21 protein-coding genes are annotated in these 22,699 nt (G+C 68.1%); 16 read left to right on the forward strand and 5 right to left on the reverse strand.

From position 1 onward, the window contains the following. Positions 1–74 precede the first annotated feature (74 nt). The gene (locus C2U58_RS16655) at positions 75–347 is read left to right on the forward strand and encodes a hypothetical protein (RefSeq protein WP_102946863.1); all 273 of its coding nucleotides are present in this window, start codon (positions 75–77) and stop codon (positions 345–347) included. Positions 348–406: 59 nt separating this feature from the next. On the opposite strand, the gene C2U58_RS16660 is transcribed toward C2U58_RS16655, so the two are convergent. Further along, positions 407–2,881 carry a GGDEF domain-containing phosphodiesterase gene (locus tag C2U58_RS16660; protein ID WP_102946864.1) on the reverse strand — a complete coding sequence of 825 codons (2,475 nt, stop codon included), beginning with the start codon at positions 2,879–2,881 and terminating at the stop codon, positions 407–409. A 144-nt stretch (positions 2,882–3,025) separates the two neighbouring features. Between C2U58_RS16660 and C2U58_RS16665 the strand changes: the two genes are divergently transcribed. Continuing rightward, positions 3,026–5,128, forward strand: coding sequence for a PAS domain S-box protein (locus tag C2U58_RS16665; RefSeq protein ID WP_102946865.1), 2,103 nt, complete (start codon positions 3,026–3,028; stop codon positions 5,126–5,128). Positions 5,129–5,131: 3 nt separating this feature from the next. Beyond that, the gene (locus tag C2U58_RS16670) at positions 5,132–6,889 is read left to right on the forward strand and encodes an EAL domain-containing protein (protein WP_102946866.1); all 1,758 of its coding nucleotides are present in this window, start codon (positions 5,132–5,134) and stop codon (positions 6,887–6,889) included. 6 nt (positions 6,890–6,895) lie between these two features. Here C2U58_RS16670 and C2U58_RS16675 read toward each other — a convergent pair whose 3' ends face one another. From C2U58_RS16675 to flgA, 4 genes are all read right to left on the reverse strand, one after another. After that, entirely contained in the window at positions 6,896–8,137 is a 1,242-nt protein-coding gene (locus tag C2U58_RS16675) for an ATP-binding protein (RefSeq protein ID WP_102946867.1), read from the reverse strand. A gap of 52 nt (positions 8,138–8,189) precedes the next feature. Further along, the gene (locus tag C2U58_RS16680) at positions 8,190–8,522 is read right to left on the reverse strand and encodes a flagellar protein FlgN (RefSeq protein WP_171966812.1); all 333 of its coding nucleotides are present in this window, start codon (positions 8,520–8,522) and stop codon (positions 8,190–8,192) included. A 2-nt stretch (positions 8,523–8,524) separates the two neighbouring features. Continuing rightward, on the reverse strand, positions 8,525–8,827 hold the full coding sequence (flgM, locus tag C2U58_RS16685) for a flagellar biosynthesis anti-sigma factor FlgM (protein WP_102946891.1): 303 nt from the start codon (positions 8,825–8,827) through the stop codon (positions 8,525–8,527). Between the two features lie 82 nt (positions 8,828–8,909). Then, entirely contained in the window at positions 8,910–9,572 is a 663-nt protein-coding gene (gene flgA, locus C2U58_RS16690; protein WP_102946868.1) for a flagellar basal body P-ring formation chaperone FlgA, read from the reverse strand. 104 nt (positions 9,573–9,676) lie between these two features. On the opposite strand from flgA, the gene C2U58_RS16695 reads away from it, so the two are divergent. The 13 genes from C2U58_RS16695 to C2U58_RS16755 all read left to right on the forward strand — a co-directional run. Continuing rightward, the gene (locus C2U58_RS16695) at positions 9,677–10,621 is read left to right on the forward strand and encodes a chemotaxis protein (RefSeq protein ID WP_102946869.1); all 945 of its coding nucleotides are present in this window, start codon (positions 9,677–9,679) and stop codon (positions 10,619–10,621) included. A gap of 80 nt (positions 10,622–10,701) precedes the next feature. Further along, complete coding sequence (gene flgB / locus C2U58_RS16700) at positions 10,702–11,097, forward strand: flagellar basal body rod protein FlgB (protein WP_102946870.1); 396 nt, start codon at positions 10,702–10,704, stop codon at positions 11,095–11,097. Between the two features lie 3 nt (positions 11,098–11,100). Then, positions 11,101–11,508 carry a flagellar basal body rod protein FlgC gene (gene flgC / locus C2U58_RS16705; protein WP_070208099.1) on the forward strand — a complete coding sequence of 136 codons (408 nt, stop codon included), beginning with the start codon at positions 11,101–11,103 and terminating at the stop codon, positions 11,506–11,508. A gap of 26 nt (positions 11,509–11,534) precedes the next feature. Beyond that, a complete protein-coding gene (locus C2U58_RS16710) occupies positions 11,535–12,215 on the forward strand; it encodes a flagellar hook capping FlgD N-terminal domain-containing protein (protein ID WP_102946871.1) in 681 nt (226 codons plus the stop codon). Positions 12,216–12,246: 31 nt separating this feature from the next. After that, complete coding sequence (gene flgE, locus C2U58_RS16715; protein ID WP_102946872.1) at positions 12,247–13,470, forward strand: flagellar hook protein FlgE; 1,224 nt, start codon at positions 12,247–12,249, stop codon at positions 13,468–13,470. 32 nt (positions 13,471–13,502) lie between these two features. Further along, the gene (locus C2U58_RS16720) at positions 13,503–14,255 is read left to right on the forward strand and encodes a flagellar basal body rod protein FlgF (protein WP_102946873.1); all 753 of its coding nucleotides are present in this window, start codon (positions 13,503–13,505) and stop codon (positions 14,253–14,255) included. A 105-nt stretch (positions 14,256–14,360) separates the two neighbouring features. Further along, a complete protein-coding gene (gene flgG / locus C2U58_RS16725) occupies positions 14,361–15,146 on the forward strand; it encodes a flagellar basal-body rod protein FlgG (protein ID WP_068851734.1) in 786 nt (261 codons plus the stop codon). A gap of 23 nt (positions 15,147–15,169) precedes the next feature. Continuing rightward, the gene (gene flgH / locus C2U58_RS16730) at positions 15,170–15,862 is read left to right on the forward strand and encodes a flagellar basal body L-ring protein FlgH (RefSeq protein ID WP_102946874.1); all 693 of its coding nucleotides are present in this window, start codon (positions 15,170–15,172) and stop codon (positions 15,860–15,862) included. A 7-nt stretch (positions 15,863–15,869) separates the two neighbouring features. Next, entirely contained in the window at positions 15,870–17,012 is a 1,143-nt protein-coding gene (locus tag C2U58_RS16735; protein WP_253256774.1) for a flagellar basal body P-ring protein FlgI, read from the forward strand. Continuing rightward, positions 17,012–18,229 carry a flagellar assembly peptidoglycan hydrolase FlgJ gene (gene flgJ, locus C2U58_RS16740; protein ID WP_102946875.1) on the forward strand — a complete coding sequence of 406 codons (1,218 nt, stop codon included), beginning with the start codon at positions 17,012–17,014 and terminating at the stop codon, positions 18,227–18,229. Before C2U58_RS16735 ends, flgJ begins: the two co-directional genes overlap by 1 nt. Before the next feature lie 8 nt (positions 18,230–18,237). Continuing rightward, on the forward strand, positions 18,238–20,115 hold the full coding sequence (gene flgK / locus C2U58_RS16745; RefSeq protein ID WP_102946876.1) for a flagellar hook-associated protein FlgK: 1,878 nt from the start codon (positions 18,238–18,240) through the stop codon (positions 20,113–20,115). Beyond that, positions 20,112–21,314 carry a flagellar hook-associated protein FlgL gene (flgL, locus tag C2U58_RS16750; protein ID WP_102946877.1) on the forward strand — a complete coding sequence of 401 codons (1,203 nt, stop codon included), beginning with the start codon at positions 20,112–20,114 and terminating at the stop codon, positions 21,312–21,314. Before flgK ends, flgL begins: the two co-directional genes overlap by 4 nt. 250 nt (positions 21,315–21,564) lie before the next feature. After that, a partial coding sequence (locus tag C2U58_RS16755; protein WP_102946878.1) for a flagellin occupies positions 21,565–22,699 on the forward strand: 1,135 nt, incomplete at its 3' end.

Raw genomic sequence — 22,699 nt, forward strand, 5'->3', positions numbered from 1 at the left:
CAAAACGCGAAGCCCCGGCACTGCCGGGGCTTTCGTGTGTGTGACCTTTCCGCCTACGTGTAGATGACCGACCGATGCTGTTGAACACTCATCCCCACCACGTACCGCAAGGCGCCGCCAGCGACGCGCCTGCCGACGTGCCCCACCCGGCCCCGGCGCCGGCCGCGTTGCTGAGCGGACGCGCATTGTTGGCCGCATTGGAACAGATGGCGCAGGCGGAACTGGCGGTGATGGCAGGGAACGCAAAGAACGAACCATGCCTGGATCCGACGTTGGCGTGGTTGGGATGGGACATGGGCCTGTCAGGCGCCGAGATTGCGCGCTCTGAAATCCACAAAGCAACGTAACACCGCGTAGAGACACGCCATGCGTGTCCCACGGATAGGTTACGGAATGCACCGGCGATTTACGGCGAAACCGGAATCCGCACGGCATCCATCGCGGCCCCAGCCAGCGACAATTGCCCCTGCGCCCCACCCTGCCGCAACCAGTGCGCCAGGTCCCGCGGGGTCAACGGCCGGGAATACAGATACCCCTGGATCTCGTCGCACCCCTGGCGGCGCAGCATCGCCTCTTCCTGCTCGGTTTCCACGCCTTCAGCCACCACCTTCATGCCCAATGCATGCCCCAGGTGCACGATCGCCTGGGTGACCTCGGCAGTACCGGTGTCGTGCAACATGCCCTGCACGAAGCTGCGGTCGATCTTCAGGCGGCCAACCGGGAAGCGGTTCAGGTAATGCAGGTTGGAGAACCCGGTACCGAAATCGTCGACCGCCAGCGGCACCCCGTGCCGTTCCAGCACGTCGAAACAATGCCGCAGCACGTCGGTGTCGCGGATCAGCGCCGACTCGGTCAGTTCCAGCTCCAGCCGCTGCGGCGGCCAGCCATGCGCATGGCAGGTATCGATCACCCGCTCGGCAAAGCCCCGGTCGCGCAGCTGCACGGCCGAGACGTTCACCGCAATGCGATCGAACTGCAGGCCGGCACGGTCCCACGCCGCCGCCTGGCGGCAGGCCTCGGCCAGCACCCAGTCGCCGATGCGCACGATCTCACCGCATTTCTCGGCAATCGGAATGAACTCGGCCGGGCTGCAATAGCCGATGCCCGGACGATGCCAGCGCAGCAGCGCCTCAATCGCCGGCGGCTGGTCGTGCGCGGCGTGCAGCAGTGGCTGGTAGGCCAGGCTGAACTCCTCGCGCTCGATCGCCCCCAGCAATGCATGCTCGATCTCCAGCCTGCGCTGGATCCGCAGCAGGGCATCCTGGCTGTAGTACTGCCAGGTATTGCGCCCGGCTTCCTTGGCCGCGTACATCGCGGCGTCGGCCGCCCGCAGCAGCGTGTCGAAATCGCCGTGCTCCTCGTCCAGCATGGCAATGCCCACGCTGGCGCCTACCTTCAGGGTCGTGTCGCCGCGCTGCAGCGGTTCGGCCAGCGAGGCGATCAGCTTGCGCGCCACATGGCCGGCGTCTTCCGGGTCGGCCAGGTCGCGCAGCACCACGATGAATTCATCGCCGTTGAACCGCCCGAACAGGTCGGCATTGCGCAGCACCTGGTGCAGGCGCGCCGCGGCGGCCTTGAGCAGCGCATCGCCGGTGGCGTGGCCGAAGGTGTCGTTGATGGTCTTGAAGCCGTCCAGATCAATGAAGAGCATCGCCAGCGCGGCGCCACGGTCGCGCGCTTCCTCGATGGCGTCGGCGGTCTGCTCGCGCAGCAGCATGCGGTTGGGCAGGCCGGTGAGCAGGTCGTAGTGGGCCAGCAGCTCGATCCGTTCGCTGGCTTCACGCTCGCGGGTGATGTCACGGAACAGCACCACGTAGCGCGTCGGCAGGCCGTCGCGGTGGTCCAGCTCGATCAGCACCTGGACCCAGACCCGCAGGCCGGACTGGCGGTAGAAGCACAGGTCCAGCTGTTCGGGCAGGCCGCCGGCCGCGATCCGCACCAGCGCCGCGTCGAACGCGTCGCGCGAGTCCTGGGTGTACAGCGCCAGGACCTGGTCGAGGGTGATGGGCTCCTTGCGCAGGCCGTGGATGCGGTAGCACTCCTCGGTCCACTGCGTGTGCCGGGTGAGCACGTCGATTTCGCAACCGCCGATCCGGCCGAGGGCCGAGACGCGATTGAGCAGCTCGGTGCGCCAGCGGATCAGCGCGTCGGTCTGGTGCTGTTCGGTGATGTCCTGGACCTGGCCCAGCACGCGCTGGATATGCCCGTCCGGGCCCAGCAGCGGCTGCAGCCACAGCCGCAGGTGCAGCGTGCCCTCCGTGCCACGCGGCAGCTCCAGCGCCAGCGTGCTCGGCTTGCCGTCGCGCAGCATGCGCCGCCAGGCCTGGCGCAGCAGGCCGCGCGAGCGCGTTTCGAGCTGCCGCAGCCAATGCCGGCGGCCGCCCAGCGGTGCGTCGCCCGCGCCCAGCAGGGCCCGGAATTCCGGCGACCACCAGAACTGGCGGCTGGCCGGATCCCACGACCAGCTGCCCATGCTGGCGATGCGCTGGGCTTCGCGCAGGTGCACCTGCTGCTCACGCAGCAGGGCTTCCATCTGCGCCTGCGCCTGCAGGTCGGCCGGCGCCGCGCGGGTGTCAGCCACAACCGGCTCGGGCACACTCAGCGTGAAGGCCAGCAGGTTGCCACCGGCGTCGTGCACCGCACGCATCCAGCCGTCGAAGCGGCCGTGCGGCCCCCCCGGCAGCTGGCACGGCACCAGGCCGCCATCGGCCGCCAGCAGGCGCAGGTCCTCCAGCAGCGCGCCATAGGCCGCCACCGTGGCCGGCAGCCCGTGCTCGCGCGCGGCCGGATTGGCGGCCAGCGGGCGCCCGTTGCGGTCCAGGATCACCAGGGCCGACGCCAGGGGGTGCTGCAGCAGACTCGCGATGATGCCTTGGTCCACGCGGTATGACTCCGATAACGCACCCGACAGCCGGGAACGTAATCGTTAGCGGCGGATGCCGCCGATAGTTGAGTGCCGCGTGCGCCGAAGGGGCCGCACCTACTACTATGGACCGCCCCTCCGACCCCGGACCTGTCGCGCCCCATGCCTGTCGCCCCGCCCGGCCCGCCTGCCCAGCACCGTCGTGACCACCCGCTCGCCCGCGCCCTGCGCCGCGACCGCTGGCGGGTGGTGCTCGGTTACCTGGTACTGGCACTGGTCTGGATCCTGTGCAGCGACGCGGCCGTACAGGTGCTCACCGCCGACCTGGGCACCGCCGCGCGCTGGCAGACCGCCAAGGGCGCCTTCTTCGTCATCCTCAGCGGCGCGGTCATCTACCTGCTGCTGCGCCCGCTGGCGCACCACGTGCTGCAGACCCACCTGCAGCTGGAACACTCCGAGCAGCGCCACCGCCAGCTGTTCGAAGGCAACCCCGGCCCGATCCTGGTCTACGACCTGGACACGCTGGAGATCCTGGACGTGAACCCGGCCGCGTGCAGCCTGTTCGGATGGACCCGCGAGGAGTTCACCGCGCTGCCGATGACCGCGCTGTGGCCGCCCGGCGACGAGCCCGCGCTGGCGGCCAAGCTGGAGCAGATCCGGGCCCAGCCCGGGCAGCTGTGCGAGATCACCGCCGACCTGCAGCTCAAGGACGGCACCGCGCGCAGCATCGAGATGCGCAGCAACTACCTGGATTACGCCGGGCGCCCGGCACGGCTGCTGATCGCCATCGACCGCACCCGCGAAGACCAGGCGCTGCGGCGCCGCGACCAGGCCCTCACCCGGGTCGAGGAAGCGCACGAGATGGCCCGGATCGGCGCCTGGGAAGTGGACCCGGCCACCGGGCTGGGCCGCTACTCCAACCAGGTCTACCAGTTGCTGGGCCGGCGCCCGCCCGAGGCGCGGCGCTGGCACCGCTTCGAGGAGCTGCTGGTGCCGGCCGACCCGGCCACCGCCGCGCTCACCGAACAGCTGCTGCAGGACATGCGCGGCGAACACGTGCAGATCGACGTGCTGCTGCCGCTGCTGGCCATGGACGGGCGCGCGCTGATGGTGCACCTGCGCGCCGAGCAGGGCAGCGACGACGCCAGCCGCCCGCTCGTGGTCGGCACGCTGCAGGACGTGACCGAGCGCGAGCAATCGCGGCGCCTGCTGCGCGAGCGCGAAGAACAGTTCCGCGAACTGGTGCGGGTGCTGCCCGACGGCGTGGTGATCCTGTCCGAGGAACATGTGCTGTATGCCAACGCCTGCGCCGCCGCCCAATTCGGCTATGGCCAGCACACCCTGCTCGGCGAACCGCTGGCGGCGCTGGTGGTGGCCGGCGACCTGGCCCGGGTGCGTGCGCAGCTGTTCGCAAGCATTCCGCTGCCCAGCAGCGGCACCGAGGTGATCGGCATGCGCCGGCTCGATGGCGAGCGCTTCCAGGCCGGCCTGGCGGTGGGCGATGTGCGTTACGGCGGGCGCAACTGCAAGCTGCTGATCGTGCGCGACCTGAGCGAACCCGAACGCATCCGCGAGGCGCTGGAAACCAGCAACCGCGAGCTGCAGGCGATGGCCGGGCGGCTGTTCTCGCTGCAGGAAGACGAACGCCGGGCGATCTCCCGCGACCTGCACGACGACATCGGCCAGGCCATCACCGCAATGAAGCTGTCCGCCTATGCGGCGCAGGACGAGACCGACCCGCAGCGGCGCGGCGAGGACCTGGCGCAGATCATCCAGCTGGCCGACACCACGGTAGGCAAGCTGCGCGACATCTCCACCCTGCTGCGACCGCCGCAGCTGGACGCGCTGGGGCTGGAAGCAGCGCTGCGCTGGCAGGCCGGGGTGTTGTTCCGTTCCTCACCGATCGAACTGCTGGCCGAGATCGACGCGCTGCCGCGCCGCCCGGAAGGCGACATCGAGCAGGCCTGCTTCCGCATTGCCCAGGAAAGCCTGACCAACGTGCTGCGCCATGCGCGCGCCAGCCAGGTGCACCTGAAACTGCATGACGTGCATGACCATGGCCTGCACCTGCAGGTGCGCGACGACGGCGAAGGCTTCGACCCGGACGGCCCGCGCGGGCTGGGCCTGATCGTGATGCGCGAGCGCGCGCAGAGCGCCGGCGGTACCCTCAAGATCGAGTCGGCGCACGGCGCCGGCACCCTGGTCGACCTGTTCCTGCCGTACCGCAGCGACAGCGTGGCCACCCCCGATACGTTGGAACACTGAGTCATGTGGAACCCTTCCCTGCCCCTGGTCAGCATCGAGGACGCACCGCCGCGCCTGGGCGCCGGCAACCCCGAACTGCAGGCGATGGTGGCCGAGGCCGCCTCCGGCGGCACGCCGCTGATGCTGATGCACGTGGACATCGACCACTTCGCCTCGGTCAACGAGAACATGAGCGCGGAGGTCGGCGACCAGGCATTGGTGCTGGTCGCGCAGCGCCTGCAGCACCACCTGCGCGGTCGCGGCAAGCTGTGGCGGCATGGCAGCGACGAATTCCTGCTCGCGGTGCCGCGCGCGGCCGACATGCCCCTGCCGGACGACCTGGCCGAAGAAATCCGCCAGCAGCTGGAACTGCCGCTGTCGGTGCTGCCGTACACGTTGTTCATGACCGGCAAGCTCGGCGTGAGCCTGTGCCCGGAACACGCCACCGACACCTCACGCCTGCTCGACCACGCCGAAGATGCGCTGTACCAGGCCGCGCGCGAAGGCGGCAACGCCGTGCGCATCCATGCAGTCAACACGCCGTCCAGCGCGCACAGCGAAAGCATCATCGCGCGGCAGATCGTCGACGCCATTCCCAATGGCGAACTGAAGCTGCGCTACCAGCCACTGGTCAGCGCCCGCGACGGCCACGTGGTCGGCATGGAGGCGCTGCTGCGCTGGCAGTCCCCTACCCTGGGCATGCTGGTGCCGGAGCGCTTCATGCGCACAGCCGAGCGTCTCGGCATCATCGTGCAGATCGGCACCTGGGTGCTGGAAGGCGCGCTGAAGCAGGCCCGGTTGTGGCGCGACCAGGGCTTCGACGATTTCACCATCGCAGTGAACGTTTCCACCCTGCAGCTACTGCGCCCAAACTTCTTCGCCGAGGTGATGTCGCTGATGCAGGCGGCCGGCGTGCCGGCGCACATGCTGACCCTGGAGATCAACGAAAGCGCGCTGACCAACAACGTCAACTTCGTGCACGAAACGCTGGTGAACCTGCGCAAGGAGGGCATCAGCCTGAGCCTGGACAATTTCGGCACCGGCGATTCGAGCCTGAGCGCGCTGGTGCGGTACCCGGTGGACAAGCTGAAGATCGACCGCAGCTTCATCAAGAGCGCGCCGGCGGGCAACCGCGAGGCGGCGATCGCGCGCGCGATCATCGCCATGGGCCACCAGCTCGGCATGACCGTGATCGCCAACGGCGTGGAATCGCAGGCGCAGCTCGGCTTCCTGCGCCGCAACGACTGCGACGTGTTCCAGGGCTACCTGTTCGGCGAGCCGATGTCGGCCGACGCGGCGGGCATGACCCTGCGCCGGCGTTACCTGCGTCCGGAAGCGTTTGCCGAAACCCGCCCGGACCGCACCCTGCTGCTGCTGGACGACGAGGAGAACGTGCTGCGCTCACTGGTGCGCCTGTTCCGCCGCGACGGCTACCGGATCCTGGCCGCAGGCAACGTGCGCGATGCCTTCGACCTGCTGGCGATCAACGACGTGCAGGTGATCCTGTCCGACCAGCGCATGAGCGACATGAGCGGCACCGAGTTCCTGGGCCGGGTCAAGATGCTGTACCCGGACACGATCCGGCTGGTGCTGTCCGGCTACACCGACCTGAACACCGTCACCGACGCGATCAACCGCGGCGCGATTTATCGGTTCCTGACCAAGCCGTGGAACGATGACGAGCTGCGCAAGCACATCCACCAGGCGTTTCGGACGCATGAGGAACAGCGTCGCGCCAACACCGCCCAACCCGCGCCGATACCGGCGCCGGAAGGCGAATGATCGGCCTCAACGCGGTTGCTTGATCGGCAGCACCAACCGGAACGTCGATCCGACGCCCGGGGTGCTGTCGAGGTCGATGCGGCCGTGGTGTTTGTTGATGATGCTGTATGAAATGGAGAGGCCGAGGCCCGTTCCGCTCCCCACCGGCTTGGTGGTGAAGAACGGGTCGAAGATGCGCTGGCGCAGCTCGGGCGAAATGCCGCCGCCGGTGTCTTCGAATTCCACCCACACGTTCTCACCCTCCACGCCGGTGCGTACGGTGATCGTGCCGCGCTCTGCAATCGCGTGGCCGGCGTTGAGCAGCAGGTTCATGTAGACCTGGTTGAGCTCGGACGGCAGGCATTCCACCAGCGGCAGCTGGCCGAATTCGCGCTTCAGTTCCGCCTTGTACTTCAGTTCGTTCCAGATGATGTTGATGGTCGATTCCAGCCCGGCGTGCAGGTCGACCAGCTTCCACGACTCGTCGCGGCCCGAGTACGAGAAGTCCTTCAGGTCGCGTACGATCCGGGTCACCCGCTCGATGCCCTCGCGCGATTCGGCCATCAGCTGCGGCAGGTCGCGGCTGATGAAGTCGATGTCGAAGCGGGTGCGGATGTCGTCGATTTCCGGGATCAACGCCTTCGGATCTGGCGCACGCAACGCACGCTCGTAGGCTTCGATCACGGTGAACAGGCTGCGCAGGTACTCCTGCAGGCTGCCCAGGTTGGAATGCACGTAGCCGATCGGGTTGTTGATCTCATGCGCCACGCCGGCGGCCAGCTGGCCGATCGAAGCCATCTTCTCGGACTGCAGCAGCTTTTCCTGGGTGCCGTTCAGGCGCAGGTAGGCCTGCCGCAGTTCGGCGTGGCGCTGCTGCAGCTCGCGTTCGTAGTCTTCCTGGCCTTCGATGCGGCGGAACAGCGCCAGGTAATGGCGGCGGCCGGCATCTTCCTGCTCGTACAGGTGCACGATGACCATGCGCTCGCCCACCGGCAGGCTGCCGTTCCAGTGCCCGTGCTGGCGCGCGTGTTCCAGCGCGTCAGGCGGCAGCAGCTGGCGCAGCCATTTGGCCGGGTCCAGCCCGGAACCGGCTTCGGCGTCGCCATCGGTTTCGGCCTGGCCGAGCATCGCCCGTACGGTGGCATTGGCCACGGCCACGGTTCCGTCTTCGCGGAACAGCAGCACGCCTTCGTTGATGCGCTCGAACAGCGCAAGCAGGACTGGCTGCGGGGGCAGCGGTGCGGTGACAAACGTAGAGGACAGGGTCACGGTCGGATCGGGGCCGCTGGAACAGAGCGCCCACTATATCCGTGTTGACCGCTCAGGCGACCGCGAGCGGGCGCCGGGTATGCAGGGTGCTGGACTGACCCTTGGCGTCGTACGCCGAAGATTCTTCACTGCGGCCCAGCTGGCGCAGCGCCCAGTTGACCTCGCGGCGGCGGCGCGAGAGCAGCACGCCGTTGGCGCGGTTGCGTTCGGCCAGCTCCTGCAGCCGCTCCTGCTGCCCCACCGGCAGCACCTGCTCCAGCGCACGCAGCGCGTCGAGCTTGGCGCTGGTGGCGCGGATCAGCGACTGCACGTCATGCTCCACCAATGCCTGGCGCTCGACGTCCAGGGCATCGCTGAGGCGCTGCAGCGGCTCGCTCATGGCCAGCTTCATCCCTGCAGCTGCTGGTCCAGCTCGAGCATGCGCGAGGCGATCGCGTCGGGGTTGATCTTGTAGGTGCCGTTCTGCAGCGACTCGCGCACGGCCTGCACGCGGCCGGCGTCGATGGCCGGGGCGGTGCTCAGCTCGCGCTGCATGGCCTGCAGGGTGGTTGCTTCGCCGGTCAGCCGCAGGCTGTCGGCCGCCTCCACCGGGCGCGCCGGGGCATCGGTGCTCACGCTGGGCTTGTTACCCGGCGCGATGCTGCGCAGAAGGGTGGGCGCCTGCAGGTTGCCGTCGATTTTCTGGCTCATGGTGATGTCCTGGGAGTTACGGTTCACAAGGGATAACGGCACCACGGCCGCCATCTTTAGGAAAATTTACGGGTTGCAGTGGTCAGCGCGTCACAATTACGTCGCCGGAGGCCGCCACCGTACCCTGTACCACCTTGCGTGACGACAGATTCTCGACCGACACGCGTTCATGTTCACCGGCATCGGCCAGCGCCTTGCCGGCCACGCGGACCTCGACCCCGCCAAAACGGGAGACCAGGGCCACGCTGTCGCCACGGCGGATGAGACGCTGCGCGACCAGATCATTGGCCGACAGCAGGCTGCCGGCACTCAACGTGCGCCGCGCCACCCGCCCCACCGCCACGGCCGGGTCGGCCAGCGCGGCACCGGCGATACGGGCCACGTCACGCTGTGCAGTGGTGATATCGGCCGCCGTCAGGGTTTCTCCAGCGGCGATGCCCCGGTTGAGGATCAGCACCGCCTGGTTGCGCCGCACCTTCACCGGCACGAACAGGCGCCAGCCGCCGGCGTCCGGGCAGCTGACCTCGACCGTGGTGGTACCGGTGGGCTGGGCCACCAGCCCCTGGCCGCAGGCCGGCAGGCGCAGCGCCGAGTCCAGCGTGGTGTCGCCCTCGCTGCCGGCCGGCAGCGTGGACAGCGCGGCGGCGCGGATGCTTTCCACCGGCTGCCAGCCACCGGCGGCGTGCACCGGCGCGGCGGCCAGCGCGGCGGCGGCAATCAGCAGGGCGAGGCTATAGATACGCATGGCGGCTCCGGGTACAGGCGTTGCGCAGGGTCATGCAAGCGGCGTGCCGTTGCGACCTGCCGCGCGGCCCTCAAGGGAATGCCGGTGGCGCCGATACCGTCTCCATGTCACATGACCTGCTCAACCGCATCGACCAGCGCACGCGCCTGGCTGGCCACAACCGCCTCGCCCTGCTGTTGTTCCGCCTTGGCGGACGTCAGCTTTTTGGCGTGAACGTGTTCAAGGTGCAGGAAGTCCTGCGCCGCCCGGACCTGTTCCAGGTGCCCGGCCTGCCCGGCCAGTTCGCCGGCGTGGCCGACGTGCGCGGCCGTTCGGTGCCGGTGCTGGACCTGGGCCTGGCGATCGGCCACCCCGAGCGTGAGCCGGACGCGGACAAGGCGCCGGGCTACCTGGTGGTGACCGAGTTCAACCGCTCGATCCAGGGCTTCCTGGTCAGCGGCGTGGAGCGCATCGTCAACATCGCGGTGGAAGACATCCACCCGCCGCCGGAGCTGGGCGCCGAATCGAGCTACCTGACTGCCGTCACCCGCTTCCAGGGCGAGCTGATCCAGGTGATCGACGTGGAAAGCGTGCTGGCCGACATCGCCCAGGTGCGCGGCGAGGCAGTGCTGGACCCGTCGATGGCGCTGTCAGCCGACGGCCCGCAGCTGCAGGTGCTGGTGGTGGACGACTCGCGCGTGGCCCGCCAGCAGATCCGCAGCGTGCTGGACCAGCTGGGGGTGGGCGCGACCCTGCTCTCGGACGGCAAGCAGGCGCTGGACCACCTGCTGCAGATCCACGCCGCCGGCGAAAACCCGGCCGAGCGGTACGCCATGGTCATTTCGGACATCGAAATGCCGGCCATGGACGGCTACACCCTGACGACGGAAATCCGTCGCCACCCCGGCCTGGCCGGCCTGTACGTGCTGCTGCACACGTCGTTGTCGGGCGTATTCAACAACGCCATGGTCGAACGCGTGGGCGCGAACGCCTTCGTAGCGAAATATTCCCCGCATGAATTGGCGGATTTCGTCCTCGACCGCCTCCGAAAGGTCGCCGAGGCGGCCTGACCGGTCTCCCGATAACCGCGATATGCGGTTATTGGCATAAGCCTTGCACCCTCCCCCACATCGTCCCGTGGGAGAGCGCCATGCCCAACCTGATTTCCGACTACCTGGGTGTCCACGCCCAGGCCATGCCGTTGCGCGAGCAGCGCATGAAGCTGATCGCCAGCAACCTGAGCAATGCCGACACCCCCGGCTACAAGGCCCAGGACCTGGACTTCGATGCCGCCCTGCGCAACGCCCAGGGCGCCGACAGCAACGGCCTGATGCGGACCACCAGTGAGCAGCACTTCCTCACCGGCAACGGCCTCAACCCGTTCCAGATCACCAAGGAAGGCGTGCAGCCCAGCATCGATGGCAATACCGTCGACCCGGATGCAGAGCGCGCCGCCTACGGACGCGCCGCGCTGGAATACCGCGCCTCGCTGAGCTTCGTCGAATCGAAGGTGCGCTCCATGCTCACCGCGATCACGGGGCAATAAGCCATGAGCAACCTGCCCATTTTCGATATCGCCGGCTCCGCGCTGCAGGCGCAGTCCGTGCGCATGAGCACCCTGGCCTCCAACCTGTCCAACGCCGACACCGTGGCCGGCTCGGCCGACGCGGTGTACAAGCCGCTGGAACCGATCTTCCAGGCCGTCACCAGCCGCACCGACCCGAACATCACCACGGTGCAGGTCAAGGAAATCAGCCAGAGCGACGCCGCGCCGATCAAGCGCTACGAGCCCGGCCATCCGCTGGCCGACGGCGACGGCTACATCTACCAGGCCGACGTCGACCCGGTCGCGCAGATGGTCAACCTGATCTCGACCTCGCGCAATTACCAGGCCGGCGTGGAGATGCTGACCACCGCCAAGGAACTGGCCCTGGCCACCCTGACCATGGGTCGCTGACCCTTCTTATTGCAGGACACCCTTCCATGAGCACCACCAGCGGCGTCGGCAACACCGACATCTACAGCGCCTTGGGCCTGAACGCGCCCAACAGCACGGCCACCAAGAAAAAGGACACCCTGGACCAGGCCGACTTCCTGCGCCTGATGACCGAACAGCTGCAGCACCAGGATCCGCTCAAGCCGATGGACAACACCCAGATGGTGGCGCAGATGGCGCAGCTGTCGCAGGTGCAGGGCATCAACGACCTCAACAGCACGGTCAAGGGCTTCCAGGAGTCGATGGCCGGCGACCAGGTGCTGCGTGGCGCGGCGCTGGTCGGCCACGAGGTGCTGGTGCCGTCCAGCAAGTGGCAGCTGGAGGCCGAAGGCGGCACCAGCGGCATGGTCGCCGCCCCCGGCGCCGGCTACGTCACCGTGGACATCACCAATGCCAACGGGGTCAAGGTCACCCAGCTCAGCGTGGAAGCCAAGGCCGCCGGCGAAGTGACCTTCGAGTGGGACGGCAAGGACGCCAATGGCAACCGCGTGGCCGCCGGCAGCTACAGCATCGCCGCCACCCACACCGATACGGCCGGTACCCAGACCAAGACCAATACCTACGTCGAAGCTCCGGTGGAAAGCGTCACCGTCGGCTCGGACGGCCTGTACCTCAACCTCAAGGGCCTCGGTACGGCCCCGATCGACTACGTGCTGCGCGTCAGCTGAGTCCCTTCGTCACGCATCCAAGGAGAACCCCATGGGCTTCAACATCTCGCTGTCCGGCATCAACGCCGCCAATGCCGACCTGAACGTCACCGCGAACAACATCGCCAACGTCAACACCACCGGCTTCAAGGAATCGCGCGCCGAGTTCGCCGACCTGTTCTCGGCCACCAGCTACGGCCTGTCCAAGAACGCGGTCGGCTCGGGCGTGCGCCTGACCAACGTGGCCCAGCAGTTCTCGCAGGGCAACAACGAACAGACCGGGCGCAGCCTGGACATGGCCATTTCCGGTGAGGGCTTCTTCACCATGAACATGAACGGTGCGCGCGTGTACTCGCGTGCCGGCAACTTCCAGACCGACCAGGCCGGCTACGTCACCAACCCGCAGGGCGCGCGCCTGCAGGTGTTCGCGCCCAATGCCGACGGCACCGGCTTCGATGCCGGCCGCCTCACCGACCTGCAGCTGCTCACCACCGACAGCGCCCCGAAGCAGACCGGGAAGGTCAACGTGGCGTTCACCCTGCCGGCAAACGCCAAGCAGCCCACGGTGACCCCCTTCGACCCGACCGACTCCAACAGCTACAGCGAGTCCACCGGCGGCGTCACCGTGTACGACTCGCTGGGCGTCAGCCACACCCAGACCTCGTACTTCGTCAAGACCGGCGGCGTCAACGAGTGGCAGGTCTACAACTACGTGGACGGCCAGGCCGTGGGTGCCCCGACCACGATGGCCTTCAACAACGCCGGTGCGCTGACCAATCCGGCCAATGGCCAGATCGTCATGGACCCGTTCACCCCGAGCACCGGCGCCGGCACCCTGGCGATGACCCTGGACGTGACCGGTTCGACCCAGTACGGCGAGAAGTTCGCGCTGCGCAACACCCAGCAGGACGGTTACGCCGCCGGCAAGCTCAACGAGATCACCGTGTCCGAGGAAGGCGTGGTCTACGCCCGCTACACCAACGGCGACGACAAGCCGCTGGGCCAGGTCGCGCTGACCACCTTCAACAACTCGCAGGGCCTGGAAGCCAAGGGCAACAACCTGTGGGTGGAAACCTTCAGCTCCGGCACCCCGCGCACCGGCGCACCGGACAGCTCCAACCTGGGCAAGGTCCAGGCCGGTTCGCTGGAATCCTCCACGGTCGACCTGACCGAGCAGCTGGTCAACATGATCACCGCCCAGCGCAACTTCCAGGCCAATTCGCAGATGGTCTCGACCATGGACCAGATCACCCAGACCATCATCAACATCCGTTGATGAGCCACTGACCGCCGCACGGGAACACCACCATGGACAAGGCTCTCTACGTTGCGATGACCGGTGCGCGCGCCTCCCTGCAGGCGCAGGGCACGCTGTCGCACAACCTGGCCAACACCGATACGCCCGGATTCAAGGAAGCGCTGGCCAATACCGAAGCCTTCCCGATCAAGGGCGCCGGCTTCGCCTCGCGCGTGGACGCCCTGCACGTGGACGCAGGCTTCAACCGCCGCCAGGGCGCACAGCAGATCACCGGCAACGCGCTGGACCTGTCGCTCGAGCAGGGCAACTGGCTGGCGGTGCAGGCACCCACCGGCGGCGGCGAGGCCTACACCCGCGGCGCCGCGCTGTCGATCACGCCCAACGGCCAGCTGGTCACCGCCGGCGGCCACCCGGTGCTGGACGAGAACGGCGTGCCGATCGCGGTGCCGCCGCACCAGGCGATGGACATCGGCAACGACGGCACCATCTCGATCATCCCGCAGGGCGAAGGCCCGCAGACCATGGCGGTGATCGGTCGCCTGCGCGTGGTGCAGGCCGAGGATGCGCGGCTGGAGCGCGGCCTGGACGGGCTGATGCGCAACACCGACCCGCAGCAGCCGTTCGTGCAGGCCCAGGGCAAGTCGCTGGACAGCGGCCAGCTGGAAGGCAGCAACGTGGACGCGGCCGGCGCGCTGGTGCAGATGATCCAGCTGCAGCGCCAGTACGAAATGCAGGTGAAGGTGATCAAGCACGGCGACGACAACGCCCGCAGCGCCAACTCCCTGCTGCGCCTGGGTAGCTGACCGGGCGCCCCGACGTAATCCCGGCGCGGTTGTGGCACGCGCCATGCATCAGCCAGAACGACGGCCGCGCCATGCGGCCACCCGCACCAACACAGGAACAAGGCCATGAACCAGGCATTGTGGATCGCAAAGACCGGACTGGACGCGCAGCAGACGCGCATGTCGGTGGTGTCCAACAACCTCGCCAACACCAATACCACCGGTTTCAAGCAGGACCGTGCCAGCTTCGAAGACCTGCTGTACCAGCAGGTGCGCCAGCCCGGCGGTTCCTCCTCGGCCCAGACCCAGCTGCCGACCGGCCTGCAGCTGGGCACCGGCGTGCGCGTGGTGGCCACCTCGAAGAACTTCGAGCAGGGCAGCCAGCAGCAGACCGGCCGCGCGCTGGACGTGATGGTCAACGGTCGTGGCTTCTTCGAAGTGCAGATGCCCGACGGTTCGTCGGCGTATACCCGTGACGGCTCGTTCCAGCGCAACCAGCAGGGCGAACTGGTCACCAACAGCGGCTACCCGGTGCAGCCGGGCATCCAGATTCCCGAAGGCGCGCAGTCGCTGACCATCGGCACCGACGGCACCATCAGCGTGAAGATGGCCGATGACGCGGCCTCGGTGGAGATCGGCGCGCTGACCCTGACCGACTTCGTCAATCCGGCCGGCCTGCAGGCACGCGGCGAGAACCTGTTCCTGGAAACCACCGCCTCCGGCCCCGCGCAGAACGGCAATCCCGGCCTGAACGGCTTGGGCAGCGTGGTCCAGGGCGCGCTGGAAGGCAGCAACGTCAACGTGGTCGAAGAGCTGGTGTCGATGATCGAAACCCAGCGCGCCTACGAAATGAACGCCAAGGCCATTTCCACCACCGACTCGATGCTCGGTTACCTCAACAACAACGTCTGATCGGTTTGAACCGGGACCCCGCCATGCTGCCTCTCACCCCTGCCCTTCGCCTGCTCTCCACCGCCAGCGTGGTCGCCCTGCTCGGCGGCTGCGTGATCGCCGGCGACGTCCGGCCGTACCCGGCCATGGCCCCGGTGGTCCCCGTGGTCGCACCGAGCGCCCCGGCTACGGCCGGCGCCATCTACGCCGCCGGCCCGGGCCTGCAGCTGTATTCGGACCGTCGCGCGCGCGATGTCGGCGACCTGCTGACGATTACCCTGACCGAAAACACCACCGCGCAGACCACCGCCAACACCAGCACCGACAAGGAATCCAACCTTGCCCTGAGCACGCCGACGCTGCTCGGCGCGCCGGTCACGCTGGGCGGCAAGGACATCCTGAGTGCCACGGCGTCGGGTAGCCGCGACTTCACCGGCAAGGGCACCAGTGCGCAGAGCAACCGCCTGCAGGGCAGCGTGACCGTGACCGTGATGCAGCGCCTGCCGAACGGCAACCTGGTCGTGCAGGGTGCGAAGAACCTGCGCCTCAACCAGGGCGACGAGCTGGTGCAGGTGCAGGGCATCGTGCGCTCGGCCGACATCTTCCCGGACAACACCATTCCCTCCAGCCGCGTGGCCGATGCGCGCATCGTGTACGGCGGGCGCGGGCCGGTGGCGCAGTCCAATGCGATGGGCTGGCTGAGCCGGTTCTTCAACTCGGCGCTGGTGCCGTTCTGAGGTGGGTATGAAGAATATTGTTTCGATCATTCGTGCGCAGCGGGGCAGAGCCCCGCTCTACCTGTTTGCCATCATCGGCTTGCTGGCGGTGGCTGCGCCTGCGTCGGCAGAGCGCATCAAGGATCTTGCCCAGGTCGGCGGGGTGCGTGGCAATGCGCTGGTCGGCTACGGGCTGGTGGTCGGCCTGGATGGCAGCGGTGACCGCACCAGCCAGGCGCCGTTTACCGTGCAGAGCCTGAAGAACCTGCTGGGCGAGCTGGGCGTGAACGTGCCGGCCAACGTCAATCCGCAGTTGAAGAATGTGGCCGCGGTGGCGATCCATGCGGAACTGCCGCCGTTTGCCAAGCCGGGCCAGCCGATCGACATCACCGTGTCGTCGATCGGCAACGCGGTGTCGCTGCGCGGTGGTTCGCTGCTGATGGCGCCGCTGCGCGGTGCCGACGGCCAGGTGTACGCCATCGCCCAGGGCAACCTGGTGGTCGGCGGATTCGGCGCGCAGGGCAAGGACGGTTCGCGCGTTTCGGTCAACGTGCCCAGCGTCGGCCGCATTCCCAACGGCGCCACCGTCGAGCGCGCCCTGCCCGACGTGTTCAGCGCCGGCGGCGACATCACCCTGAACCTGCACCAGAACGACTTCACCACCGTCTCGCGCATGGTCGCCGCGCTGAACAACGCGTTCGGCGAAGGCGCCGCGCGTGCGGTGGACGGCGTGACCGTGGCGGTCCGCTCGCCCACCGACCCGGGTGCACGCATCGGCATGCTCGCGCGCATCGAGAATCTTGAACTCACCCCCGGCAGTGCGCCGGCCAAGGTGGTGGTCAACTCGCGTACCGGCACGGTCGTGATCGGCTCCCAGGTTCACGTGGGCGCTGCGGCGATCTCGCACGGCTCGCTCACCGTGACCATCAACGAAAACGCCAACGTCAGCCAGCCCAACGCGTTTGCCGGCGGCCAGACCGTGGTCACCCCGCAGTCGACCATCACCGCCACCAATGATGGCAGCCGCATGTTCAAGTTCAATGGCGGCAGCACGCTCGACGAGATCGTGCATGCGGTCAACGCCGTTGGCGCGGCCCCGGGCGACCTGATCGCGATCCTGGAGGCGCTCAAGCAGGCCGGCGCGCTCAGTGCCGAGCTCGAGGTGATCTGATGCGCATCCAACCGTCGCTGGAACTCAACCCCGCCCAGGCCAACAGCCCGGCCAAGGTCGACAAGGTCGCGCGCCAGCTGGAGGGCCAGTTCGCGCAGATGCTGGTCAAGAGCATGCGCGACGCCAGCTTCGGCGACTCGCTGCTGCCCGGCGAGAACACCACGTTCCGCGACATGTACGACCAGAAGATCGCCGAGGCGATGACCCGTGGCCGTGGCCTGGGCCTGTCGGCGATGATCGCGCGCCAGCTCGGCGGCGGCGAAGGTGAAGCGGCCAAGCCGACCGATACCCGCCTGGATCCCGGCGCCGCGCTGCGCGCCTACCGCCTCAACGCGCCGGCGGCTGCGCCAATGGCGCTGCCGGGCGCCGAGCCGCTTCCCGGCGGCACCAGCGAAGTGGACCTGCTGCAGAAGATGAGCGGCGGTGCGCCGGCTGCCCTGCTGCAGCCGATGGAGCGCGCGCTGGACCTGATCGCCGGGCGCGAGAGCAGCCAGATGCATGAAGCCATCGGCCGCAGCGATCCGTACGGCGCGATGCCTTCGCAGGATGTCGCCAGCGCCGACTGGGCGATGGCCGACGACCGCTGGAGCAACGTGGGCGGCGCCGCCGCCGCGCCCGGTGCGGTCGACACCCTCGCCGCCAGCACCGCCGCCGCGCAGCTCGGCCCGCACACCCCGGAAGGCTTCGTGGCCAGCATCTGGGGCCACGCGCAGCAGGCCGCACGCGAACTCGGCGTGGACGCCAAGGCGCTGGTCGCCCAGGCCGCGCTGGAAACCGGCTGGGGCCGCAAGCTGGTGCAGCGCAATGGCGGCGGCAGCTCGCACAACCTGTTCGGGATCAAGTCCACCGGCTGGAGCGGCGAGCGCGCCACCAGCGGCACCCACGAATATGTGGACGGCGTGCGCCGTAACGAAACCGCCAGCTTCCGCGCCTACGGCTCGGTTGGCGACAGCTTTGCCGACTACGTGAAGCTGCTCAAGAACAGCCCGCGTTACCAGAACGCCCTGCAGGCCGGCAGCGACGTGCGCGGTTTCGCGCAGGGCCTGCAGCGGGCCGGGTATGCCACCGACCCGCGTTACGCGGCCAAGATCGCCGCGATCGCCGGCGGCCCGACCATCGAGCGCGCCATCGCCGCCGTGGACGACGCCGGCCAGCGCCTGGGCCGCACGTTTGCCAGTACCGCCAGCCCTGCCGGGCTGGGGGCAATCCGTCGTTGAGGTAACCCATGTCCGTACTTTCCACCGGCTCCAGCGCCCTGCTCGCCTTCCAGCGCGCACTGGCCACCACCAGCCATAACGTCGCCAACATCAATACGCCCGGCTACAGCCGGCAGAAGGCCGACTTCGCCACCGCCACCCCGCAGAACCTGGGCTATGGCGATATCGGCAATGGCACCCGGATCACCGACGTGCGCCGCGTCGCCGACCAGCTGGCGATCTCGCGCCTGCTCGACGGCAGCGGTGAACTCGCGCGGTTGAAGCAGCTGTCCAGCATGGCCGACCGCGTCGACGCGATGTTCTCCGACACCGCCACCAATGTGTCGGGCGTGTGGTCCAACTTCTTCGATACGGTCAGCGGACTGTCCTCCAATGCCTCCGGCACCTCGGACCGCCAGAACATGCTCGACGGCGGCAAGACCCTGGCCAGCCGCTTCCAGCAGCTCAACGGCCAGCTCGACACGCTCAACGGCGAGGTCAACAACGGCCTGATCGCCGGCGCCACCGAAGTGAACCGGCTCGCCGCCGAGATCGCCCAGCTCAATGGCGCGATCGGCAGCAACGCCAACAACGCCGCGCCCGACCTGTTGGACCGGCGCGATGCGCTGGTCGCCAACCTGATCGGCTACACCGGTGGCACGGCGGTGATCCAGGACGGCGGTTTCATGAACGTCTACACCGCCGGTGGCCAGCCGCTGGTGGTGGGCACCACCGCCAGCAAGGTCACCACGGTCACCGACCCCTACCAGCCCGAGCGGCTGCAGCTGGCGCTGGAAACCCAGGGCCAGAAGATCACCCTGGAGCCGAAGAATTTGGGCGGCCAGATCGGCGGCCTGCTCGAATTCCGCGACACGGTATTGACGCCCACCCAGGCCGAACTGGGCAAGCTCGCCATCGGCCTGGCCAGCAGCTTCAACGACGTGCACCGCCAGGGCGCGGACCTGTACGGCAATTTGGGCGGCGACTTCTTCAACATCGGCAGCCCGCGCGTCACCGGCAACGCCAACAATGCCGGCACCGCCAGCATGACCGCCACGTTCGGCGACCTGTCCAAACTGGACGGCCAGAACGTGGTGCTGAAGTTCGACGGCACCCAGTGGCAGGCGACCCGCGCCGACACCGGCGCCGCCATTCCGATGACCGGCACCGGCAGCGCGGCCGATCCGCTGGTGATCAACGGCGTGGAACTGGTCATGAGCGGCACCCCGGCCACCAACGACCGCATGCTGCTGCAGCCCACCGCCGGCGTCGCCGGAACGCTGTCGGTCGCGATCACCGACACCTCGCGCATCGCCGCCGCGGCGCCGGTCAAGGGCAGCGCCGCGCTGTCCAACAGCGGCACCGGCAAGCTCACCGGGGTCAAGGTCACCGACCCGACCAACCCCGCGCTGCGCACCCCGGCCGCCATCGTGTTCACCAGCGGCACCGAGTACACCGTGGACGGCGCCGGTCCGTTCACCTACACCCCCGGCCAGACCATCAGCGCCAACGGCTGGAGCTTCGTGCTGGACGGTGCGCCGAAGACCGGCGACACCTTCAGCATGGGGCCGACCCCGGCCGGGTCGTCGGACAACAGCAACGCCCTGCTGCTGTCCAAGGTCGAACAGACCAAGGCCTTCAATGCCGGCACCGTGACCCTGAGCGGCGCACTGGGCGGACTGACCACCCAGGTCGGCGCCGCCGCGCGCGCGGCCGACTATTCGCTGCAGGCGCAGCAGGTCATCACCGACCAGGCGCAGGCGTCGCGGGATGCGGTGTCCGGGGTCAACCTGGATGAGGAAGCGGCCGACATGCTCCGCCTGCAGCAGGCCTACCAGGCCGCGTCGCAGCTGATCTCCACCGCCGACAACATGTTCCAGACCATCCTCGGAGCCGTGAGCCGATGAACAACCGCATTTCCACCGGGATGATGTTCAACCAGTCGGTGTCGCTGATGATGGCCAAGCAGGCCAGGATGAGCCACCTGGAACAGCAGATCGCCACCGGTCGCCGCCTGGTGACCGCCAAGGACGACCCGGTCGCCTCCGGCGCCGCAGTCGGGCTGGACCGCACCCTGGCCTCGCTGGAGCGCATGGAGCTCAACGCCGGCAACGTGCAGAACCGGCTCGGCCTGCAGGAAAACGCGCTGGCCCAGGTCGGCGACATGATGGGGCGCATCACCGAACTCACCGTGTACGCCAACAATCCGGCGCTGGCCGCGTCGGACAAGCAGTCGATGGTGACCGAAATCGAGGCGATCCGCGGCAACCTGCTGGCCCTGGCCAACAGTACCGACGGCACCGGCCGCTATCTGTTCGGTGGGACCGCCGACGACAGCCCGCCCTTCAGCCAGGTCGACGGCAAGGTGGTCTACAACGGCGACCAGAACCAGCGCCAGGTCGAAGTGGGTCCGGACACCTACGTGCTCGACGCCCTGCCCGGCAGCGAGATCTTCCTGCGCATCGCCACCGGCGACGGCCACGTCGACGGCGCTGCCAACACGGCCAATACCGGTACCGGTGTGCTCACCAACGTCACCCGCGACGGCAGCGACAACTGGAACGGCCAGGCCTTCAGCGTGCGCTTCACCGCCGCCGACCAGTACGAACTGCTCGATGCGGGCGGTGCGGTGGTCTCCACCGGCAACATGAAGGCCGGCGACGACCTGGTGCTCAACGGCGTGCGCCTGCATATCGACGGCGTCCCCGCCGCCGGTGACCGCTTCGAGGTCAGCGCCGCGACCAGCCGCGACATCTTCAGCACGCTGGACAGCCTGATCGGCTCGCTGAAGATGGACACCGGCACGGCGGCCAAGTCGGCCGCGCAGCAGAACCTGCTGCAAAGCGGCCTGCGCGACGTGGCCCGGGCATCCGAACGAATGATCGACTCGCGCGCGGCCGGCGGTGCCCAGCTCAAGGCGCTGGACAACGCGGCGGACATGCGTGAATCCAATACGGTCACGCTCAAGGGCACCCTGTCGCAGATGCGCGACCTGGACTATGCCGACGCCATCAGCCAGTACCAGCTGGAAAGTACCGCGCTGCAGGCCGCACAGACGCTGTTTTCGCAGATGCAGCAGATGTCGCTGTTCAACGTCATACGCTGACCCGCCACACCGCTTCCAGAAGGCCCCAAGGCCGCGATGCTCCAAGCATCGCGGCCTTTTTCGTTCCTGCGCCCTGCCCGTTCAGGTTGGCTCCGTGGCCCCTCCGGAAACCCCAACGAAATTTCCGGCTAAAGGTTGTTGACAAAGCGCCGTTATTCATTTGGCAACAACGAAGCACACAGCCAAACAAAAACAAACGGCGGCGCTTCGTTCCATTTCCGCACCGGGATTCCAATAAGGGAGACGACCCATGGCACAGGTAATCAACACCAATACGATGTCGCTCAACGCTCAGCGCAACCTGAGCACCAGCGGCAGCTCGCTCGCGACCACCATCCAGCGCCTCTCGTCCGGCCTGCGCATCAACAGCGCGAAGGACGACGCCGCCGGCCTGGCCATCTCCGAGCGCTTCGGCACCCAGATCCGCGGCACCGACGTCGCGATCCGCAATGCCAACGATGGCATCTCGCTGGCCCAGGTCGCCGAAGGCGCGCTGAGCGAGATCGGCAACAACCTGCAGCGCGTCCGCGAACTGGCCGTGCAGGCCTCCAACGCGACCAACTCGGCCACCGACCGCAAGGCCCTGCAGGCCGAAGTCACCCAGCTGGTCAGCGAAATCGACCGCGTCGCCAAGCAGTCCGACTTCAACGGCACCAAGCTGCTGGATGGCAGCTTCACCAGCCAGCTGTTCCAGGTGGGCGCCAACGCCGGCCAGGCCATCGCCATCAACAACGTGGTCGACGCCAAGGCCAGCTCGCTGGGCAACGCCAAGTTCGCCCCGGCCGTGAGCAGCACCGCCGACGTGGCCACCCTCACCGACCTGACCGGCGTCACCATCAACGGCGTCACCATCGGCACCATCAGCGGCACCACCACCACTGAATTCGCCGCCTCGGCCGCCGCGCAGATCAACAACCAGATCGGCGAAACCGGCGTGTTCGCCGAAGTGGTCACCACCGCCGGCACCCCGGACACCTATCGCCTGAAGCTGACCCCGGTGGAAGCCGACCGCGACCTGGTCATCACCGGCGCCGCCCAGCTGAGCCTGGCCGACTCCACCGCCGCAGCCCCCAGCTCGGTCGCCGCCACCGCCACCGGCGCCGTGGTCAAGGACCTGGACGTGTCGTCCTACGTCGGTGCGCAGAAGGCGCTGGAAGTGGTCGACAAGGCACTGGAATCGGTCAACAGCGTGCGCGCCGACCTCGGCGCGATCCAGAACCGCTTCACCTCCGTCGTCGCCAACCTGCAGACCTCCACGGAGAACCTGTCGGCCTCGCGCAGCCGCATCCGCGATACCGACTTCGCCAAGGAAACCGCAGAACTCACCCGCACCCAGATCCTGCAGCAGGCCGGCACGGCCATGCTGGCCCAGGCCAACCAGGTGC

Source organism: Stenotrophomonas sp. VV52, assembly GCF_002893095.1.
GTDB lineage: Bacteria > Pseudomonadota > Gammaproteobacteria > Xanthomonadales > Xanthomonadaceae > Stenotrophomonas > Stenotrophomonas aracearum.

Bases quoted from the DNA above. Each gene is read 5' to 3' on its own strand.
- C2U58_RS16655 (WP_102946863.1), top strand. From the start codon at position 75: ATGCTGTTGAACACTCATCCCCACCACGTACCGCAAGGCGCCGCCAGC.
- C2U58_RS16665 (WP_102946865.1), top strand. From the start codon at position 3,026: ATGCCTGTCGCCCCGCCCGGCCCGCCTGCCCAGCACCGTCGTGACCAC.
- C2U58_RS16670 (WP_102946866.1), top strand. From the start codon at position 5,132: ATGTGGAACCCTTCCCTGCCCCTGGTCAGCATCGAGGACGCACCGCCG.
- flgM (WP_102946891.1), bottom strand. From the start codon at position 8,827: ATGAGCCAGAAAATCGACGGCAACCTGCAGGCGCCCACCCTTCTGCGC.
- flgA (WP_102946868.1), bottom strand. From the start codon at position 9,572: ATGCGTATCTATAGCCTCGCCCTGCTGATTGCCGCCGCCGCGCTGGCC.
- C2U58_RS16695 (WP_102946869.1), top strand. From the start codon at position 9,677: ATGTCACATGACCTGCTCAACCGCATCGACCAGCGCACGCGCCTGGCT.
- flgB (WP_102946870.1), top strand. From the start codon at position 10,702: ATGCCCAACCTGATTTCCGACTACCTGGGTGTCCACGCCCAGGCCATG.
- flgC (WP_070208099.1), top strand. From the start codon at position 11,101: ATGAGCAACCTGCCCATTTTCGATATCGCCGGCTCCGCGCTGCAGGCG.
- C2U58_RS16710 (WP_102946871.1), top strand. From the start codon at position 11,535: ATGAGCACCACCAGCGGCGTCGGCAACACCGACATCTACAGCGCCTTG.
- flgE (WP_102946872.1), top strand. From the start codon at position 12,247: ATGGGCTTCAACATCTCGCTGTCCGGCATCAACGCCGCCAATGCCGAC.
- C2U58_RS16720 (WP_102946873.1), top strand. From the start codon at position 13,503: ATGGACAAGGCTCTCTACGTTGCGATGACCGGTGCGCGCGCCTCCCTG.
- flgG (WP_068851734.1), top strand. From the start codon at position 14,361: ATGAACCAGGCATTGTGGATCGCAAAGACCGGACTGGACGCGCAGCAG.
- flgH (WP_102946874.1), top strand. From the start codon at position 15,170: ATGCTGCCTCTCACCCCTGCCCTTCGCCTGCTCTCCACCGCCAGCGTG.
- C2U58_RS16735 (WP_253256774.1), top strand. From the start codon at position 15,870: ATGAAGAATATTGTTTCGATCATTCGTGCGCAGCGGGGCAGAGCCCCG.
- flgJ (WP_102946875.1), top strand. From the start codon at position 17,012: ATGCGCATCCAACCGTCGCTGGAACTCAACCCCGCCCAGGCCAACAGC.
- flgK (WP_102946876.1), top strand. From the start codon at position 18,238: ATGTCCGTACTTTCCACCGGCTCCAGCGCCCTGCTCGCCTTCCAGCGC.
- flgL (WP_102946877.1), top strand. From the start codon at position 20,112: ATGAACAACCGCATTTCCACCGGGATGATGTTCAACCAGTCGGTGTCG.